This is a genomic window from Claveliimonas bilis (genome assembly GCF_020892095.1).
In the GTDB taxonomy this organism is placed as follows: Bacteria; Bacillota; Clostridia; order Lachnospirales; family Lachnospiraceae; genus Claveliimonas; species Claveliimonas bilis.
Genome location: NZ_AP024845.1, coordinates 1,796,552 through 1,814,774, shown reverse-complemented (window position 1 = coordinate 1,814,774; position 18,223 = coordinate 1,796,552). Strand labels below are relative to the sequence as shown.

The window sequence follows — 18,223 nt, the reverse complement described above, 5'->3', positions numbered from 1 at the left end:
GGAAAAAATGAACCTACGTAAAATAACAAATAATATAATCTTAATTTTCTGCATCGGTTATTTAACTCTTAGAACTATTTATCTTGAATATCCAGAGAATCCACATCTTGCAGGATTTTCTTTCTTTTGCGGTTTACAGATATTGATATATGTCATAGAAATATGGATACGGGAACGGAAATCTAAAAAATAAATTCGGTAGATTTCCACATACTCTTCTACCACCTTATAAATAATCACATAGTTCTTCCAAACAGTATATTTGTAGTCTGTTTGAAAGCTGACCTTTTTAGAGAGATCTGTCCCCATTGCGGGGAATACTTGAATGTTCTCAAATTTAGCATAAATTTCTCTTATCGTCTTTGCAGCGTATTCCGGATTATCTTCAGCGATATAATCCTCTATGTCTAGTACTACAAAACGTCCTCTCCATTTTTTGTCAGAAATACTGGCTCTCCTGTCCTGCATTTTTTTAACTTCATTATAATTTCTCAAATCAGGGATGGATTTTTCAAAAAATCCATCCCTGATAAAGAAATCTCTCTCCCTATTTACCCCTGCTTTCGTCTCTTAATGACCTTCAGACGGGTAAATTCTTCCCGTTCTTTTTCTTCCAGTGCATTGGTAATAGTATACACAAGATTTGTATACATCGGAATTGTGATATTCTGAAGAGCGTTCGCCCTTTTTTGTGTTTTCTTAATATTGGCTGCCAGCCGGTAGGCTGCATTCTCTACCATGGACAGCTTGACGGTCAGGTCTTTTACCTTACGGAAGGCCTCCACCGCCTGATCTACCGACTCCTTTGTCGTGCTGAATGCATAAGTGGGAACGGCAGCGGAGGGTGTGTATTTCACATGAGGTATCTCTGTCCCCATGATACTTCTCGTCTGGATCACTACGGAATCCTCAATGGGAACCGTATAGGCAATCTGAGAGATCGTGCTGATCCCGTTCTCAATATTGGCTCTTTGCAGGCACTGATACGCATAGGTAAAGGTGCTGTCAATCTCTTCCTGGATGCTCCTGGCCTCGTCAATCAGTTCCATCAGCTCGCGTATCAGAATATTTCTCTTCTTATCCATCAGCTCATATCCCTGCCTGGCAAGGGCCAGCGAGTTTTTCGCCAGCATCAGATTTCCCTTGGTCGGAAATGTACGCGGATCCATAACGTCCCTCCCTTCTTATGAATACTTATAAGATTGCTCTACTGATTGGCAATGGAACCCGGACTTGCGCTTGTAGTAACGCCCTCGTCCCGTTTTGTGGGATGATAATATTTATCCAGTATCTTTGTATCCACACGGTCCAGTTCTTCTTTCGGAAGCCTTCCCAAAAGCTCCCAGCCCAGATTCAATGTCTCTTCAATGGTACGGTTCTCCTCCGCACCCTGTCCGATATATTTTTCTTCAAATTCTTTTCCGAAAGCAAGATATTCCTTGTCAATAGGTGACAGTTCATCTTCCCCGATAACAGAAGCAAGGTTCCTTGCATCTCCTACTTTTGCATAGGCGGAAAAGAGCTGATTGGCAAGATCCTGATGATCTTCCCTTGTATAACCCTCGCCGATGCCGTCCTTCATCAGACGGGAAAGAGAAGGAAGGACACTGATAGGCGGATAGATAGACTGTCCGTTCAGATTGCGGTCCAGAACAATCTGCCCCTCTGTAATATATCCGGTCAGATCCGGGATCGGATGAGTGATATCATCGTTTGGCATAGTCAGGATGGGAATCTGTGTCACGGAACCGTTTACGCCGCGGACAATGCCCGCACGCTCATAAATGGCCGCCAGCTCACTGTACAGATAGCCGGGAAATCCTTTTCGGCTGGGAATCTCTCCTTTTGAGGAAGAAACTTCACGCATGGCCTCTGCAAAGGATGTCATATCCGTCAATATAACAAGGATATGCATATTCTGCTCAAACGCCAGGTATTCGGCAACTGTCAGCGCCACCTTAGGTGTGATCAGACGCTCCACCACCGGGTCATTTGCCAGATTCAGGAACATGGCAACATGGTCTGCCGCCCCGCTCTCCTCAAATGTCCTTCGGAAAAAATCCGCCACATCATGCTTCACGCCCATGGCTGCAAATACAATGGCAAATTCCTCATTGGAATCCTCTCCGAGGGACGCCTGCTTTACGATCTGTGCCGCCAGCTGGTCGTGGGGAAGTCCGTTCCCTGAAAAGATAGGCAGCTTCTGCCCGCGGATCAGCGTGGTAAGTCCGTCAATGGCGGAAATCCCTGTCCGGATGTAGTTTCTCGGATATTCCCTCTTGACAGGATTCAGCGGAAGGCCGTTGACATCCCTCTTTAATCTGGAGACGATGGGCCCCAGATCATCAATAGGCTGGCCGATCCCATTGAACGTCCGTCCCAGCATATCTTTGGAAAGCGCGATCTCCATAGGATGCCCGGTCAGCCTGGTATGGGTATTCTTAAGGGACATACCTTCCGACCCTTCAAACACCTGGATCACGGCTTTATCTTCATACAGCTCAATGATACGTCCGATTCTTCTTTCCGTACCATTTACAACAAATTCCACAATCTCATCATAAAAGGCATCCTGTATCCCTTCCATGGCGATCAGAGGGCCATTGATGTTGCTAAGTCCAAGATATTCTATTGGCATGATCTATTTCCCCCTTTACGCATTCTTTTCCAATACGCGCTGATAAAACGCGTCAATGTCACGATGGTACTGTGCAAACATTTCCAGCCGGTCATTCGGAACATCATATTTAATGGAAATGACACGCTCAAAAATATTTTCCGCTTTCAAAACAGACATGGGATGCCCCATTGTCACCAATGCTCTCGCCTGTTTATAGAGATAAAGTATGGTATCCATCATTAAAAACTGCTTTTCCATGGAAACGCAGGTGTCATCCTTATGGAAAGCGTTCTGCTGCAGGAATCCCAGACGGATCACTCTGGCGATCTCCAGGATCAGCTTCTGATCATCAGGAAGCACATCGCTTCCGATCAACTTGACAATTTCCAGAAGACTGCTCTCCTGATTGAGAAGCGCCATCAGGCGGTTTCTGTAATCGACAAATTTCGGCGATACGTTATCCTGGTACCAGGGCGCCAGATCTCCCAGATATTCACTGTAACTGCTAAGCCAGTGAATCGCCGGGAAATGTCGGGAGTAGGCAAGACTCTTATCCAATCCCCAGAAACACCGCACGAACCGCTTCGTATTCTGGGTGACAGGCTCCGAGAAATCTCCTCCCTGTGGGGACACTGCCCCGATAATAGAGACAGAGCCGTCTGTTCCATTCAGATTATGCATCATACCTGCCCTTTCATAAAACGCCGAAAGCCTTGAGGCAAGATAAGCAGGGAAACCTTCTTCCGCCGGCATTTCCTCCAAACGTCCGGACAGCTCCCTTAATGCCTCTGCCCACCGGGATGTAGAGTCCGCCATGATCGCCACGTCATATCCCATGTCCCGATAATACTCTGCCAGCGTAAGTCCTGTATAAATACTGGCTTCTCTGGCAGCCACAGGCATATTGGATGTGTTGGCGATAAGTGTGGTCCGGTCCATCAAAGGGTTCCCCGTTCTTGGATCTGTCAGCTCGGCAAACTCTTCCAGAACCTGGGTCATTTCATTTCCACGCTCTCCGCATCCGATATAAATGATAATGTCCGCATCCGACCACTTTGCGATCTGGTGCTGCGTCATTGTCTTTCCTGTTCCGAATCCCCCTGGGATTGCTGCCGTTCCTCCCTTTGCAATAGGAAACATGGTGTCAATGATCCTCTGTCCTGTCACAAGAGGAACCGATGCGGAAAACCGCTGGCTTACAGGGCGCGCAGTCCGGATCGGCCATTTCTGTGCCATGGCGACCTCAGTTCTTTTCCCGTTATTTCCCTCCACCACGATCAACGTTTCCTCTATGGTGTAGTCTCCATCTTCTGCAACTGATACGACAGTACCTTCCACATCAGGCGGGATCATACATTTATGGACAATAGCCCGGGTTTCCGGTACTTCTGCAAAGATATCTCCTCCGTGAAGATATTCTCCTTCTTTTACTGTGATATGGGTACTCCATTTTTTTGTTTTATCAAGAGAATCCACGGAAACTCCCTTGGTGATAAATGCTCCGCCGCTCTCGGATATCTTCTCCAAAGGGCGTTCGATTCCATCGAAAATATTATTCAGTATGCCGGGAGCCAATGTTACTGAGACAGGTCCGCCCGATGCGATAACTTCTTCCCCCGGTCTAAGACCGGATGTTTCTTCATAAACCTGTATCGTTGTCCTGTCTTTATCAAGGGCAATGACTTCTCCTACCAGATGTTCTTCACCGACATATACCATCTCCGACATACAGAATCCTGTATTTCCCTTCAAATAGATGACAGGACCATTGATCCCGTAAATTTTCCCGGTATTAGCCAAGTCCCTCACCTCCCTGAAGCATGAACTGATCATATTCATTCTGAAGAGCTGTCTTAAAAGAATGATCGATCAGAATATTTCTGCTGCGGATGACAGAGCGCACCCCGCCTATAAAATCTTCCGCACTGATCGTAAGAAGCACCCCTGTTTCCTTTTCCAAAGCAGACTTTTTCTCCTGATCGGAAGGATCAATATAAATTGTCATTTCTTCCCGCCCGGCAAAATCCAGTGCGTTCTTAATGCAATCCGCAAGAAAACGGTCGTATTCCGGTGTTTTTCTGTATGCTGCGATAAGCTGATGCACCTCATCAAAAATTTTGTCCTTCAGCTCCTGCTGCACTTTGCTCTGCTCCCGCTTCAGATCCAGCTGCGCCTTTGCCATAGCCTGGTTTCTCTGCAGTCTGGCATTGGTCGTCTCTGCTTTGATCCGGGTCTGAGCCTGGTGCTGTGCCTCTCTTTTATGATCTTCAAACACCTTCTCCAATGCTTCTTTATAGGAGCTGATAATGGAATTTCCTTCTGTCCTGGCTTCTTCCATGGATACACTTCGGATGTGTGCGATCTTTTCTTCTAATGTCAAGAGGAATCCCTCCTTATTTTTGATTACTGTCTTATAATTTCAGTCCGATTGCTTCTGTAATATAAGAAGTGATAAAGTCTTTACTGCGGCCGGTTCCGTGCCTGTCAGGAATCTCGATCAGAAGAGGCATCTTTCTCTCCAGCCGGAACTCATCAATGATATCCGGAAATTCTCTGCCGAATTTCTCCGTCAGAAGAACAATGCCTACTGTTTTGTCCTGCAGAACATTCTGGAGCGCATGATAGAGTTCTTCTCTTTCATGAACTACAACCCCATCAACGCCTGCAAGGCGCATTCCTGTATAGGTATCTACATTATCACTGATTAAATACATTTTCATGCTACAGCTGTCCCAGGATCATGAAGGAGATGATCAGCCCGTAAAGGCAGACACCTTCTGCAAGTCCTACAAAGATCAGTGATTTACCAAGAACGCTGGAATCTTCACTGATTGCTCCAAGCGCCGCACTTGCTGCGCTTGCCACAGCGATACCGCCGCCGATACAGGATAAACCGGTAACCAGAGCAGCAGCGATATAGCCAAGTCCTGTCGCCATAGAGGCAGCTTCTCCCGCTGCTTCCGCCGCCTGTGCGTCCATTCCGGAAAACATCATAATGCCTCCGATCACAAACGCTCCGAAAAAGAAAAATACATTCACTCCAAGAGCCCGTTTATACCGTCCCTTGTTCTTTTCCCCGATCAGATAATATCCGAAAGGAATGATAATACTTAAAATCAAAGCTGCAATAAGAATCAGTCTGGCTGCAAGAGTCATATTCGCTCTCCTCCTTCTCTACTTTTTATTGTTTTTCGTCTTTGTATATGGATCAAACGCCCGTCCGCTTCCTTTGTAAAAACGGCTGAACATTTCATAATATTCCAGACGGAGTACCTGAATGCCGACAACCAACCCTTCCATCAGACATACAAACAGGTTGCCGAGGACAATGACTACCCAGTTGGGACTTCCCTCTTCTGCGCCCGCAAGCATCAGGACAACTTCCATCATGGCTGCGTGACTTACGGCAAATGCTCCGATACGGACAAAGGAAAGAGTGTTTGAAAAGTAACTTAACAATGTTTCAAACAGCTCAAAAAAACCTTCCACAATGAACATCGCCTTGCTCTCTTCCATTTTAGCCGTTTTCTTCTTGATCTTATTTGTCAATGGCTCCTTGAAAAGGATCAGAAGCAGAGGCACACCGAACATTACCCCAAGTACAATTCCCGCCGGAGTATTATGTCCTGTCATAAACAGGACGATCACCGCCGCAACCGATGCATAAAACACAAGTCCGGCCACTCCGTTTGCGTCAAACCAGGTGGATGCCGTATCTTTAGCCCTGACCGCATTTATAATATGCAGGATCATCGCTACAATGATCAGTCCCATACCAAAAGCTACCGATACGATAAAGACTGTATTCAGTTTACCTACAAAGGGCAGCGTCGTCATATGATCGATCGGCCTGATCCACAGAGGATCTATGATATTTTCAAAGCCGAAGACACTGCCGAACATAAAACCAAAGATCGTGGAAAAGATTCCGGCTGTCGCTATGATCCCGGCCAGAGGAAGCCTTTTAAAATGATAGATCAAAGCTCCCACGATCACCAGGAGCAGTCCCTGTCCCACATCACCGAACATAACGCCGAAAATAAAGGAATAAGTAAGTCCTACAAACACTGTGGGATCCATCTCATCATGAGACGGAAGGCCATACATACCCACAAACATTTCAAAGGGCCGGAAGATCTTTGGATTCTCCAGTTTGGTCGGAGGCTCCCCGAAATAATTATCGTGGTCATCTTCCACTACAATAAACACTTTATCGTCATCCTTTGCCTCTTCCATGAACTTTTCTACGTCGTCATCCGCCATCCAGCCGCACAAAATATAATAATCTTCTTTTTTATCTTCCACCCTGGCTGCCATCTTGCGCACATCAAAATTGTGAGCCAGCTCCTCCAGGCGTTTTTTTGCTCCCACAAGTTTTGCAGCCTTTTCTGTGAGCAGCTTTGCTTCTTCCTTTTCAATATCGCCGATCTGTTTCTGGATATCAAAGCTTTCTTTTGTCAATTCCTGGCAGACACGCTCAGGTGTTCCCCTGTACGCTGCCGGTATGTCGATCCGCTCAAAATGCAGGGACCGAAATACTGCGTCTACTTTGTGGGCTTCCGCCGGAGAAACAAAGTAAGCGCCGTATACCATACTTTCATCCTGCTGCCCTTTGACAAAAATAGCGCCCAGATCGTTCATCAAAAACTTTTCCATTTTCTGGTACTGCTCTGCAGGAAGTTTTCCAAAACGGTAGGCGATATATTTATAACTTAAAATCTTATCTAATTCCCCGTCAATCGGGCGGAAAGGTTCTATCACTCTCTGTCTGGACTGCACATCTTCCTGCTTTTTCTTCAGAGAATCCTTCTTTGCTTCCATAGCAAGAAATTCTTCATTGGTAGCGCGGATCAATTCAAAAATATCATCCAGCCCCATCTTGGTGTCCGGTTCTATCCTGTCCGAATCTTCCAGAAAGCCGACAAACTGCGTGGCCTTTAAAAGAGCATCTTTATAGGGATTGATCTCCACAAAGGGGCGGAGGTTATCCACTGTTTTCAGCTCGGAAAGCGCTGATTCCAGCTGTATCTCATATCTGGACAAATACAGGTCCATCACCCGGTCAATATCATCCCTCGGCCCTGATATATTGATAAATTTCATCTTAACAATCATGTTTTCCGCCCTCCTATATACTCCAGCGTCTCTTCAGGCGAAACACCATAGCGTACGCATTCTATTGCGGTGGTCAGCTTCTGCAGCTCCTCTTCCTTTAAAAAGAGATACGTATTGACAGAAGCAATGGAATAAGGGTTTCTCCTCCGGTCTGTCACATACAGATAATGCAGGTAATCCGCATACATTCTCTCTATTGTCAGATCTTTTTCAAAGTCATAATGTCTTGCATAAGATGTCTTTTCAAAAGCGCGGTAAAACTCTTCCACCGAAGGAGCCTCTACCATTTCTTTCACCAGATCTGTACTGATCTTATAGTGAACAGGAATGAGAAGTGCATATATGTCTGCAGAAGAAAGACTGAAATATTTCTTTGCCCGATAAATCCACTGAATATTCAGCATATTGATCTTTGCTCCGCAGTCTTTGATATAAATCTCCAGCTCCTTCTCACTCAAAGTTCTCTTTAATATTCCTTTCCGCTCTTTCCATATAGCGGTAAAATAGTACAAATTCAGCGCCAGATCATAATCAAACAAGGTAACGGCACGGCCGTTCTGCAGCCTTTTCAGAGGCTCGTAATATTCCGTTCCTTTCAGATTTTCCACCAGCTCGTCTGTCGTTCTTGCGTGGATAAGGCTGTCAATATTGATCTGCGAGTATTTATCAAAAAACATTTTTTTATACTGCAGATCAAAAGGCTCACTGTAATGATTTATGACAATCCTCAGACAGTAATTAATGAGCTCCACTTCATACCGCTTCAGATAAAGCCTGAGAAAACGTCTCTGATCCTGGCTGCCGAAACGGTAGATTTTCGTGTAATCCTTATAAAGCGACAACAGCAGCAGCTTCTCAATATTACCGCGATGGAGCATTTCCGGAGGCATCCCGTCCAGTATCTCCCCATACGAGGATTTTTCCATCAAATATGCCGCAACCTCCGGCACACTCTTCATTGCACTGATCTCTTCAAACTGCTTTGGACTGAGCAGCTTTGCCTCCATTGCACGTATTTTCGTAACGATCCCACTGTAGGCAAGTATATTTCCCATAAGCTACACCTCTGTAATCCGCTTCAGTATTTCCTGTGCATACTTTGTGTGGTTTTCGTCATACTCCTTTAGAAGCAGCCGGATACTGCCGGCATTCGCGCCGGACTGGCCGTCCAGCAGCCTTTTTTTATCTTCCTCCAGCTCCTCCTGAATCTTACTTAATTCACTCTGAGTTTTTGCTTCCAATTCTTTGTCAAACGCTTTTTTTCTTTCTTCATACTCCTTGTCAAGAACCGCTTTCTGTTCCTCTGCGTGGGCCACAATGGCATCAGCAGCTTCTTCAATTTCCGTCAATTTGTTGATAACAGAGTCCATAAAAAGCCTCCTTTTTGTATGAATTGCCGATATACTTTATCATACACCTTTTGTCAAAAAATGCAATGGTTTTTTACCTTCAAATCTTCTGTTTTATGTTAAGATTTCGTTAAAAAGAGACAGGGTATTTTTACCCTGTCCCTGTTTAAAGGAACTCTTTCATATCTTTCATCATATCCTCTTCCAGCTTCACCAGTTTCTGCGCCAGTGACTTGCTTTCTTTGGAAGCTTCCTTATATTTATGGATGTTTTCCGTAATTCCCTGAACGCCCATATTACATCCGTCTATCAAAAGTTTTGCGATCTGTCCGCTGCCTTCATCCATCATAAGTTTTACATTTGTAGTAATCCATGACATAGCGGACGCGGCTGCCTTCACGGAGGGTTCCGCCTTTCCTTCTGCCTCCAGAAGAGCAGCCGCCTCTTTCTCCAGTTCCCTGTGCTTTTTCTTATACCTGCTTACTACATCAGACAGTCTGTCATTTTCAATATGCTCCTGTATCTGATTGATACTGTTGATCGCCATCTTGCATCCCTGGCTGCATTCTTCCAGCAGTTTTTCTGTACACACTTCCATATCTGATCCCTCTTTTCCTTTCCGCATAATTCCTTTTCCGCGTTTCCGCAGATATCTCATTCATAATATGAACAAAAAGGGGAAAAAATATGTATGCCTTTTCTCAGGATTAAAGATTATATTTATATACTCTGTAAATAAACGATTCTTTTTCCATTGTAAATGACCGGATCAGTTCACCGCTGCTGTCATATTCTCCAAACACTCCCTGCATACCGCTGTCTGCCACAATATTATTTCCGATTTCCTGAACACTGCTCACATACCCTGAGTAAGGAAGCTCAAACCGCTCTGTCAGCTGATAGGTGCCTTTTTCCTCATCCACCAGATATTTATAGAAATAGGAAGCCGTGCCGTCCGAAGCCGAATCCTGTACGCCCGGGATCACGGTCCAGTCAAATTCAGGTCTTGTCTCACTCACGCCGATATTGTTGTTAAACATATAAATATAATACTGGCCTTCCGGTAAAGAAGAATCCTCCACATACGTAATGCTGTGCTGTCCTGCCTGGCTGGGAAAATCACCGTCTTTCTCCAGCACATAGCTGCTGTAGTCCGTATTCTCCCACACTGCCGGATCGCTGATAATATAGTCTATTTGAGGCGAACCATAGATATCTCCTATTTTAATGATAGAAGAGGTTTCCCTGGAGCTTAAAAGGATTTCTTCCTCACCCATCCACTGAATGGTATTAATATGCATCCAGTCCAGCTCGCCGTCACTGTTCTCTGTACAGGATTCTTTATAACTTCCGAACAGATCTTCCAGATCCAGCACCTCCTCTACCGTACCGTCCTCTGTATCCAGCCGGAGAATAATGTCTTCCACACTGTCCTGGCCTGTGTCACTGGCCAGGATCAAAATATTACCTGCATCATCAAATACATAATCATGGTGCAGTTCATACTGTCCCAGGTCATATACCTGTGTGATCTGGCCCAGCTCATCCATCTGCGCCATCCTTGTCTCCGAGATGCTGTAATACATATTGTCATCGTCAAATAAAATCCGGTGGCTCCGATAGCCGATGATGGGAACTTCTCCGCGGATCACCCCGTTATTGTCATAATAATACATAAAATCCAGACCGGAACTGTCATTTCCAAGTATGACATACAGACCGTTCTCCAGCTCTTCTTCGCTTGTTCCATCCTGACTTTTCAATACAGTTTCTTCTGTTCCCATCAGACTTCCCATGTCATAAGTGATCGTTTCCTGGTAAGAACTTCCGTCCGGAAGAGAAAAGGTAAAAATAATTTCATTTTGATGATCCGGCACAAGTCCCAGCACCTGATACTCATGCTCTGTCACATAGCTTCCGTCCTCCGTCAGCTGCTGCGTATAATCCGGTATAGTTTCATCTTCTACATGAATGGTACAGCTTACATTTTCTGCCTGCTCACTTTCAAAATATACATAGAGAGACAGCGTATTTGTGCCAAAAGGATTATACTCTACCAGCATGTCGCTCTCGGAATATTCCTTCTCTTCCTTTTTGTCATCCAACTCCTCGCGGATCTCCTCCTGGCTGTCCGTATTATATATCTTCCTGATCTCCTCTTTTTGTAACTGCAGTTTCTGATCATCAGCCTGTGTTTCTTTATCTTCCGCTTTTTCCCTGTACATGCCCACCGAAACGCCCACAGCGCATGCAATCACACCCAGGATCATAACCGCCGCCGCTATTTTTTCCTTTCTCTTCATAAAAAACCTCACTTTCTTCTTTTTATAATAGAGAAAAAAAGTGAGGTTTTTTTGTTTAAATTATGATTATTCTGTGTCCTCTTCCTGCTGCACCTGCTTCAAATAATCGTGCTCTTTTTTCTTCGGTCTCGGGATCAGCCTTCCGGTAAATTTTCCTTTTCCCCGGTTCTTTACATAGAAATATCCGATAACAGAAAACACTGCCGCTCCAATAAAATTGACAAACAGATCCTGCATAGTATCAATAAGGCCAATATCCAGATAGCCTCCAAGTCCCAGGCTTTCTCCGTTTATCACTACATCCGTGATATCTCTTATAGCAGCAGGATGATTGCCTCCTGCCGGATCCAGCATAACAGAGCTGATAGAATGAACAACCGTATCTTTCTGCATATCCAGACCGAAAAACCGATCCATGGCAAATTCAAAAAATTCCCAGACCACTCCGATGGTCATGGAAAAGCAAAACGCTCCAAGAGACACATATAAAGGAGACAGTTTAATGGAAAAACGCTCATTCCTGTTCAAAATATCTACCAACGAAAATCCTATCGCCGCCATCAGAAATCCATTTGTAGTATGCAAAGCAGTATCCCATTCCGGTATCTTTATGTAATATGCCTGTATTTCTCCTAAAATTTCCGCCGCAAATATGAAAAACAGCAAAATAATTTCCAATCCGGTGGGAAACTCGATCTTTAAATTCACCTGTATAAAGCTCGGCACGATCAGAAGGATCAATGTGAGTATACAGAGAAATACATTTTCAAAATTCCGGTTAAAGATCTGAAGAATCATTACACAAATGACAAGCGCACGCAGGATCACATACACCAAAAAGGAACTTTTGTGCTCCCGAAGCTCCATCTTAAGCGCTTTGCCCATTGCCTTCCATCTGCTGTTTCCTTTATTCTTCTTCATACGACACATCCTTTGTTTCAAATGCCGGCAAAGCATATCCGTGATCCATAGGTCCGCTTCCCTTTCCCAGATCAAGACCTGCTCCAAGGGCGCCGGAAATATATTGTTTCGCCCTCTCTATGCTCTTTTCCATTCCATAGCCTTTTGCCAGATTGCTGGCAATAGCAGAAGAGAGCGTACACCCTGTTCCATGAGTGTTGGGGTTGTCGATCCTCTCTCCCCTGAACCAGATCATTTTCCCTCTCCAAAAGAGCAGATCATTGGCATCATTCATATCATGTCCACCTTTAATGAGTACGGCTCCGGGATAACGCGTTCCCAGGATGGAGGCCGCCTCCTCCATCTTCTTAGGACTGTCAATCTGAATACCGGAGAGTACCTCCGCTTCAGGAATATTGGGCGTGATCACCGCCGCCAGGGGAAGGAGCTTTGATTCCAGCGCTTCTTTGGCCTCATCCTGCAAAAGGCTGCTTCCGCTGGTGGCTACCATAACCGGATCCACTACGATATTTTCTGCCTTCCACTTCACCAGTTCGTCCGCGATCACTTCGATCAGCAGGACAGAAGAAACCATACCGATCTTGACAGCGTCCGGAAAGATATCCTGAAAGATGCATTCCAGCTGATTCCTCAAAAACTCCGGAGTGGATTCCATAATTCCATATACTCCGGTTGTATTTTGTGCCGTAAGGGCTGTCACTGCACTCATTCCGTACACTCCGTTTGCCAGCATCGTCTTAAGATCTGCCTGAATGCCTGCTCCTCCGCTGCAGTCACTTCCGGCTATTGTAAGCACACTTTTCCTCTTCACTGTTCTATCTCCTTCAGCTGTAAATAATCACAGATATAGATATCTGCCTCTCTGCGTATCTTTTCTGCATCATGGGACGAGGATGCATCCTCCACAGCCACTGTATAGCATCCTGCTGCCCGTGCATTTTGAACCCCTTTCAGAATATCTTCGAACACAATGCATTTTTCCAGAGGAACCCTGATCCTCTTTGCCGCAAGCTCATATACCTCCGCCGTTTCCTTTCCATGCTCTGTCTCTGATGACAGTGCAAATGCCTGGAAATAATCATAAACCCCGTTCCGTTTCAGAGCCGGCTCATAAAGAAGAGGATCCGAAGATGTAGCAGCAGCGATTTTTACTCCTCTTTCTCTTAAAGCCGCAAGATATTCCGCCGCATGAGGCTTAAGCTCCACCTCGCCGGCATACATCCCTTTCGCAATAGCGAACCATTCTTCCATGATCTGAGCTTCACTTTTTTCCATTGCGTATCGCTTCTTTGTATATTCTGCCGCCTGTGCAAAATGCATGGTAAGCAGATCCTGTATGTAGTCTTTTTCAAAGGGAAGCCCGTTGTTCTCCAGGAAACGCCTGTCCACGATCTCCCAGACTCCCATGGAGTCAAGAATCGTTCCGTCCAGGTCGAATACCGCTCCCTCCCAGTCTTTTCCACCGTATGTTATCATGATCCTTCTCTTTCCTGTTTTTTCTGACTTCGAACCGCTTCAGAAAGTTCGCTTGCCGCCCGTTCAATATCATCGGCGGCAATGACTGCTGAAACGACTGCTATTCCGTCAACGCCCGTCCCCTTCAGTTCCGGAAGGGTTTGCTTATTCATACCGCCGATGGCAACGATAGGAAGATCCACCATCTCACGGATTTTCTTTAATTCTTCCACTGTGGTAACATCTGCGTCCGTCTTGGTGCTGGTAGCATGCATGGCCCCTACTCCCAGGTAATCCGCGCCGTCCTCCCGGGCTTTTACTGCCTCCCGAACACTCCCTGCCGACACGCCGATCACCTTGTCTCCACCGAGGATCCTGCGCACAGACGCCGCCGGCAGGTCATCCTGCCCTACATGGACTCCGTCTGCATTTACGGCAAGCGCGATATCCACTCTGTCATTGATGATCAGCGGTATCTTATATTGATCTGTTATTTTTTTTACCCGAAGGGCAGTTTCATAAAATTCCAGAGAGGAGCAGTCTTTCTCCCGAAGCTGCACAACCGTGCATCCTCCTTTCACTGCCTGTTCTACCGCTTCCTCAATGGTGTCTGTGCTCATCAGATCTCTGTCTGTGCACAGATAGAGCGTGTAATCAATTTCCTGTTTCTTCAAATCGCGCCATCTCCTTCACTGTTTTTTCATCCAGTCTGCTCAAAGCATCTATAACAGCCATATGGAAACTTCCGGTTCCCTTTTCTCCTGCCTCCCGGAATGCAAGTTCACCGGCTATTCCCATTGCCGCTACACCTGATGCCGCCGCTGTAAAAGGATCTCCTCCCGCGCCCAGGAAAGCGCCCACCAAAGCAGTCGTCATGCAGCCTGTTCCTGTTACTCTGGAGAGCATTGGATGACCGTTATGGATCTTCACCAGTTCTGTTCCGTCCGTAATGACATCCACCGCTCCAGTCAGGGCTGCCGTACATCCCAGTCTGGCAGCCGCCTCTCTTGCCGCCTGCGCCGCATCATTTCCAGTATCCCTGTCAGAGCTGTCTACTCCCTTTGTAGATGACGGCAGTCCTGCCACATAGGACAGCTCCGAGAGATTTCCACGGATAACAGAAAAACGGATTTGCCGGGTCAGTTCTCTTACCGTATCGTTCCGAAGCAGAGACGCTCCCGCCCCTACCGGATCCAGAACAACCGGTATCCCGCACTCGTTGGCTTTTTCCCCTGCAAGGATCATCGATTCTATGGTCCGGTGATTTAAGGTTCCGATATTCAGTACCAGAGCCGAGGAAATTGCTGTAATATCCGCAGCCTCTTTCTCGTCATCTGCCATGATGGGGGAAGCGCCGATGGCCAGCGTCACATTAGCACAGTCGTTGACCGTCACATAGTTTGTAATATTATGTATCAGAGGCGAACGGCTCCTTACCTCAGTAAGAAGCGCCGCCGCCTTTTCTGTCATATTCATATCTGTTCCCCTTCTCTTTCTTGCGGATCAGTTAAGAAACGCCTCTACAATGACTCCTTCCGCTTCCTCCTCAGTCATTCCGAATGTCCGAAGCTTGATCAGCTGTTCATTGTTGATCCTTCCGATGGCCGCCTCATGGATGATCGCTGCATCCAGATGGCGGGCGTCAATTTCCGGAATGGACTGTACTCTGGCGTGATCCATAATAATGGAATCACACTGGATATGTGCCTGGCATTTGGCTTCTCCGACAGCCCTTGGATGAAATACCTGCACAGAACCGCCCTTTGCCACAGACCGGGAAATAATCTGGGCAGAGCTTCCTTCTCCCTTCATATAGACGGCCATATTGGATTCCGCTTTCTGTTCGTCGTGAGTCATCAGCTTTTCCAAAACATAAAGACGTGCTCCTGCCCCCATTGTCACTTCCGTCTCGCGCTGTGTAGAATCCACTCCTTTGATCTGCACTGTATCTAATGTAAAAACAGAATCTTCTTCCATATAAATCTTTGTCACCGGATTGAGCACTCTTGCTCCGGTTCCTTCCCCTTCGCCGTAATGCTTCTCCTCATAACGTACATTCGCACCCTTTCCTACGTGAAATGCGTGGATGCCGTCGTGCCGTGTTTCATTGCATCCGCTGTTATGGATCCCGCATCCGGCCACGATGGTTACATCTGCGCCGTCTGCAATATAGAAATCATTGTACACAATATCTACCATTCCGGACGTACTTACAACAACAGGGATATGCACCTGCTCCCCTTTTGCAGAACCGTCAATATAGACATCTATTCCAGGTTTATCCTCTTTCCTTTTGATCTTAATGTGTTCTGTATCTCCGTGACAGAGTGACACTCCGTTTTCCCGGAGATTGTAGGCTCCCTCCTGCTTAAATCCGGAACTGCTGTCTATCTGTTTCAGTACTTTTTCTGTAATCTTATCCAACAATGTCATTTCCATCTGCTCCCTTCTTTCGTCTGCCTTAACGGATCCTTTACATTTCCTGTTCCATGCAGGCACAACCGGCTCCATCTGTCAAAAGTGTCGGAAGAACTTCTTCTCTTGGCCCGATCTTTTTGATCGTTCCATCTTCAATCACCATGATCCTGTCTGCCATCCGTATAATTCTCTCCTGATGGGAAATCAGCATCAGCATTTGATCTTTCTTTTTATGGATTCTCTCAAACTGCTGTACAAGCATGGAAAAGCTCCAAAGATCAATGCCGGCCTCCGGCTCGTCAAAAATACAGAGCTTATGACTTTTTGCAAGCACTGTCGCGATCTCCAGACGTTTCATCTCTCCTCCGGACAAAGTCCCGTCAATTTCCCGGTTCAGATATTCTTTCGCGCACAGTCCCACTCCACTTAACATTTTACAGCAAACGTGCTCCGGCAATGTCTCGCCTGCCGCCAAAGAAAGAAGTTTATTTACCGTCATCCCCTTAAATCTTGGCGGCTGCTGAAAAGCAAATCCGATTCCCGCTTTGGCACGATGATCGATATCGTATTCGGAAATATCCTCGCCATCCAGAAGGATCTGTCCCGCGTCCGCTTTCTCAATCCCCATCAGAACCTTGGCAAGCGTAGATTTTCCTCCGCCGTTCGGGCCTGTGATCACCAGCATCTCTCCATTCTCCACTGTGAAACTGATGTCCTTTACAATGCTCCTCTCTACGCCATTTTCATTGACCTTAAATGTTAAGTTCTTTACTTCCAGCATATCTGTATTCCTCTCCTTCTTCCACCGTTTTCCAGGTAAAACTTCCATTCTCAAGTATCATATAGCTGTGCGGACTGTTCTCCTTCGGAATAGATACGGAACCCGGATTGATGTAGTATTTCCCGCCAAATTCTTCCAATACCGGCACGTGAGTGTGGCCGTGCAGGAGAATATCCCCTCTTTTCAGCATGGGAGGATTCTTTACATTATGCTGATGTCCGTGAGTGGCAAAGATCATTCTGCCCTCATCATACAGAATACAATACTCTGCAAGAATGGGAAATTCCAGCACCATCTGATCCACCTCTGTGTCGCAGTTTCCTCTGACACAGAGAATTTCTTCTTTTATTTCGTTCAGCATAGCAAGTACTTCCTTGGGAGCATAATCCCTGGGCAGGTCATTTCTCGGGCCATGATAGAGGATATCACCGAGAAGAAGCAGCTTGTCCGCTTTTTCCTCACGGTACCGTTCCAACAAAAGCCTGCAGTAATACGCGCTGCCATGTATATCTGATGCAATCAGAATCTTCATAATATGATCGTCCTTTCCTGTTTGCTGTTTTACTGTGACTTTTAATTTTAACATATATCTCTCTTTTTTTCACCCGTTTTCCCGGGAAAAATTATCTGTTATGAATTTTTCATCACTACACTTTCCACTACATCTGCAATATGCTCGCATTCATCTGCACATTTCTCCAGATAAGTATAAATTTCCCTCCAGGCAATCACATCCCTCACATCATTTTCTTCTGTGTGAAGCCTTCTCATACTGTCAATATATGCTTTATCTGTCTGCTCCTCATAGAAATTGATCTGTATAATACTTTCTTTTAATTTTTTGGAATGCCTGAAATCTGCAAACTCCTGTAAAAGGCAGCGCACCTCCTCGCTGCACTTGATAATGAGATCCAGCATTTTCAGCGCGTCTTCCCTTATCTCTCTGATATTGTTGATGTAAATCCTGATAAAGACTTCTTCAATCTTATCCGTCAGCTCATCAATATTATAGCTAAGAGAGACAATATCTTCTCTCTCGATCGGTGTGATAAACGCTTTTGCCAGCTTGTCCGTCATCTGATGTTTTTTTTCATCTGCCTCATGCTCTATAGCATGAAGAAGATCCAGATTTTTCTCCATCTCATCCGACCGGAAATCTGTTAAAGTTTCCTTCAGAAAATGTGCCGCCCTGCAGGAAAGCTCCGTACACTCTATAAAATTTTCAAAATAAAATAAATCCTGTTTCTTTGACATTTTTCTT

General features: G+C 45.7%; 20 protein-coding genes and 2 pseudogenes. All 22 read right to left on the bottom strand.

The genetic code is table 11. The annotated features are described in order from the left end of the window. Window positions 1-192: 192 nt before the first annotated feature. Window positions 193-393: pseudogene (locus EUBC25_RS15020) on the bottom strand (type II toxin-antitoxin system RelE/ParE family toxin); the annotation flags it as partial. Continuing rightward, a pseudogene (locus EUBC25_RS15015) lies at window positions 394-504 on the bottom strand (type II toxin-antitoxin system prevent-host-death family antitoxin); the annotation flags it as partial. Between the two features lie 47 nt (window positions 505-551). Next, window positions 552-1,169, bottom strand: a complete 618-nt coding sequence (locus EUBC25_RS08910) for a V-type ATP synthase subunit D (protein ID WP_230105144.1) — start codon at window positions 1,167-1,169, stop codon at window positions 552-554. 38 nt (window positions 1,170-1,207) lie between these two features. Continuing rightward, window positions 1,208-2,638: a V-type ATP synthase subunit B gene (locus tag EUBC25_RS08905; RefSeq protein ID WP_230105143.1), complete on the bottom strand. Its 1,431-nt coding sequence runs from the start codon at window positions 2,636-2,638 to the stop codon at window positions 1,208-1,210. Between the two features lie 15 nt (window positions 2,639-2,653). Beyond that, window positions 2,654-4,420: a V-type ATP synthase subunit A gene (locus tag EUBC25_RS08900; RefSeq protein ID WP_230105142.1), complete on the bottom strand. Its 1,767-nt coding sequence runs from the start codon at window positions 4,418-4,420 to the stop codon at window positions 2,654-2,656. Beyond that, a complete protein-coding gene (locus EUBC25_RS08895) occupies window positions 4,413-5,000 on the bottom strand; it encodes a V-type ATP synthase subunit E (protein ID WP_230105141.1) in 588 nt (195 codons plus the stop codon). The genes EUBC25_RS08900 and EUBC25_RS08895 overlap by 8 nt, the downstream gene beginning before the upstream one ends. A 31-nt stretch (window positions 5,001-5,031) precedes the next feature. Continuing rightward, window positions 5,032-5,340, bottom strand: coding sequence for a V-type ATP synthase subunit F (locus EUBC25_RS08890; protein ID WP_230105140.1), 309 nt, complete (start codon window positions 5,338-5,340; stop codon window positions 5,032-5,034). A gap of 1 nt (window position 5,341) precedes the next feature. Next, complete coding sequence (locus tag EUBC25_RS08885) at window positions 5,342-5,776, bottom strand: ATP synthase subunit C (RefSeq protein WP_230105139.1); 435 nt, start codon at window positions 5,774-5,776, stop codon at window positions 5,342-5,344. Between the two features lie 18 nt (window positions 5,777-5,794). Continuing rightward, window positions 5,795-7,735: a V-type ATP synthase subunit I gene (locus EUBC25_RS08880; RefSeq protein ID WP_230105138.1), complete on the bottom strand. Its 1,941-nt coding sequence runs from the start codon at window positions 7,733-7,735 to the stop codon at window positions 5,795-5,797. Further along, entirely contained in the window at window positions 7,732-8,790 is a 1,059-nt protein-coding gene (locus EUBC25_RS08875) for a V0D/AC39 family V-type ATPase subunit (RefSeq protein WP_230105137.1), read from the bottom strand. Before EUBC25_RS08875 ends, EUBC25_RS08880 begins: the two co-directional genes overlap by 4 nt. 3 nt (window positions 8,791-8,793) lie before the next feature. Beyond that, window positions 8,794-9,105 carry a hypothetical protein gene (locus EUBC25_RS08870; RefSeq protein ID WP_230105136.1) on the bottom strand — a complete coding sequence of 104 codons (312 nt, stop codon included), beginning with the start codon at window positions 9,103-9,105 and terminating at the stop codon, window positions 8,794-8,796. 145 nt (window positions 9,106-9,250) lie between these two features. Then, a complete protein-coding gene (locus tag EUBC25_RS08865) occupies window positions 9,251-9,709 on the bottom strand; it encodes a hypothetical protein (RefSeq protein WP_230105135.1) in 459 nt (152 codons plus the stop codon). An 82-nt stretch (window positions 9,710-9,791) separates the two neighbouring features. Continuing rightward, window positions 9,792-11,387 carry an aryl-sulfate sulfotransferase gene (locus tag EUBC25_RS08860; protein ID WP_230105134.1) on the bottom strand — a complete coding sequence of 532 codons (1,596 nt, stop codon included), beginning with the start codon at window positions 11,385-11,387 and terminating at the stop codon, window positions 9,792-9,794. 66 nt (window positions 11,388-11,453) lie between these two features. Next, the gene (locus EUBC25_RS08855; RefSeq protein WP_416386654.1) at window positions 11,454-12,317 is read right to left on the bottom strand and encodes a DUF2238 domain-containing protein; all 864 of its coding nucleotides are present in this window, start codon (window positions 12,315-12,317) and stop codon (window positions 11,454-11,456) included. Beyond that, on the bottom strand, window positions 12,295-13,119 hold the full coding sequence (gene thiD / locus EUBC25_RS08850; protein ID WP_230105132.1) for a bifunctional hydroxymethylpyrimidine kinase/phosphomethylpyrimidine kinase: 825 nt from the start codon (window positions 13,117-13,119) through the stop codon (window positions 12,295-12,297). Before thiD ends, EUBC25_RS08855 begins: the two co-directional genes overlap by 23 nt. Then, window positions 13,116-13,784, bottom strand: a complete 669-nt coding sequence (locus tag EUBC25_RS08845) for an HAD family hydrolase (protein WP_230105131.1) — start codon at window positions 13,782-13,784, stop codon at window positions 13,116-13,118. The genes thiD and EUBC25_RS08845 overlap by 4 nt, the downstream gene beginning before the upstream one ends. Next, window positions 13,781-14,437, bottom strand: a complete 657-nt coding sequence (gene thiE, locus EUBC25_RS08840) for a thiamine phosphate synthase (protein ID WP_256193017.1) — start codon at window positions 14,435-14,437, stop codon at window positions 13,781-13,783. The genes EUBC25_RS08845 and thiE overlap by 4 nt, the downstream gene beginning before the upstream one ends. Beyond that, window positions 14,418-15,239: a hydroxyethylthiazole kinase gene (thiM, locus tag EUBC25_RS08835; RefSeq protein WP_230105130.1), complete on the bottom strand. Its 822-nt coding sequence runs from the start codon at window positions 15,237-15,239 to the stop codon at window positions 14,418-14,420. The genes thiE and thiM overlap by 20 nt, the downstream gene beginning before the upstream one ends. A 27-nt stretch (window positions 15,240-15,266) precedes the next feature. Then, entirely contained in the window at window positions 15,267-16,196 is a 930-nt protein-coding gene (locus EUBC25_RS08830; protein ID WP_230107583.1) for a SufB/SufD family protein, read from the bottom strand. A 40-nt stretch (window positions 16,197-16,236) separates the two neighbouring features. After that, entirely contained in the window at window positions 16,237-16,962 is a 726-nt protein-coding gene (locus tag EUBC25_RS08825; RefSeq protein WP_230105129.1) for an ABC transporter ATP-binding protein, read from the bottom strand. Then, window positions 16,934-17,494, bottom strand: coding sequence for a phosphodiesterase (gene yfcE, locus EUBC25_RS08820; protein WP_230107582.1), 561 nt, complete (start codon window positions 17,492-17,494; stop codon window positions 16,934-16,936). Before yfcE ends, EUBC25_RS08825 begins: the two co-directional genes overlap by 29 nt. Window positions 17,495-17,592: 98 nt before the next feature. Further along, on the bottom strand, window positions 17,593-18,216 hold the full coding sequence (locus EUBC25_RS08815; RefSeq protein WP_230105128.1) for a DUF47 domain-containing protein: 624 nt from the start codon (window positions 18,214-18,216) through the stop codon (window positions 17,593-17,595). Window positions 18,217-18,223: the final 7 nt, after the last annotated feature.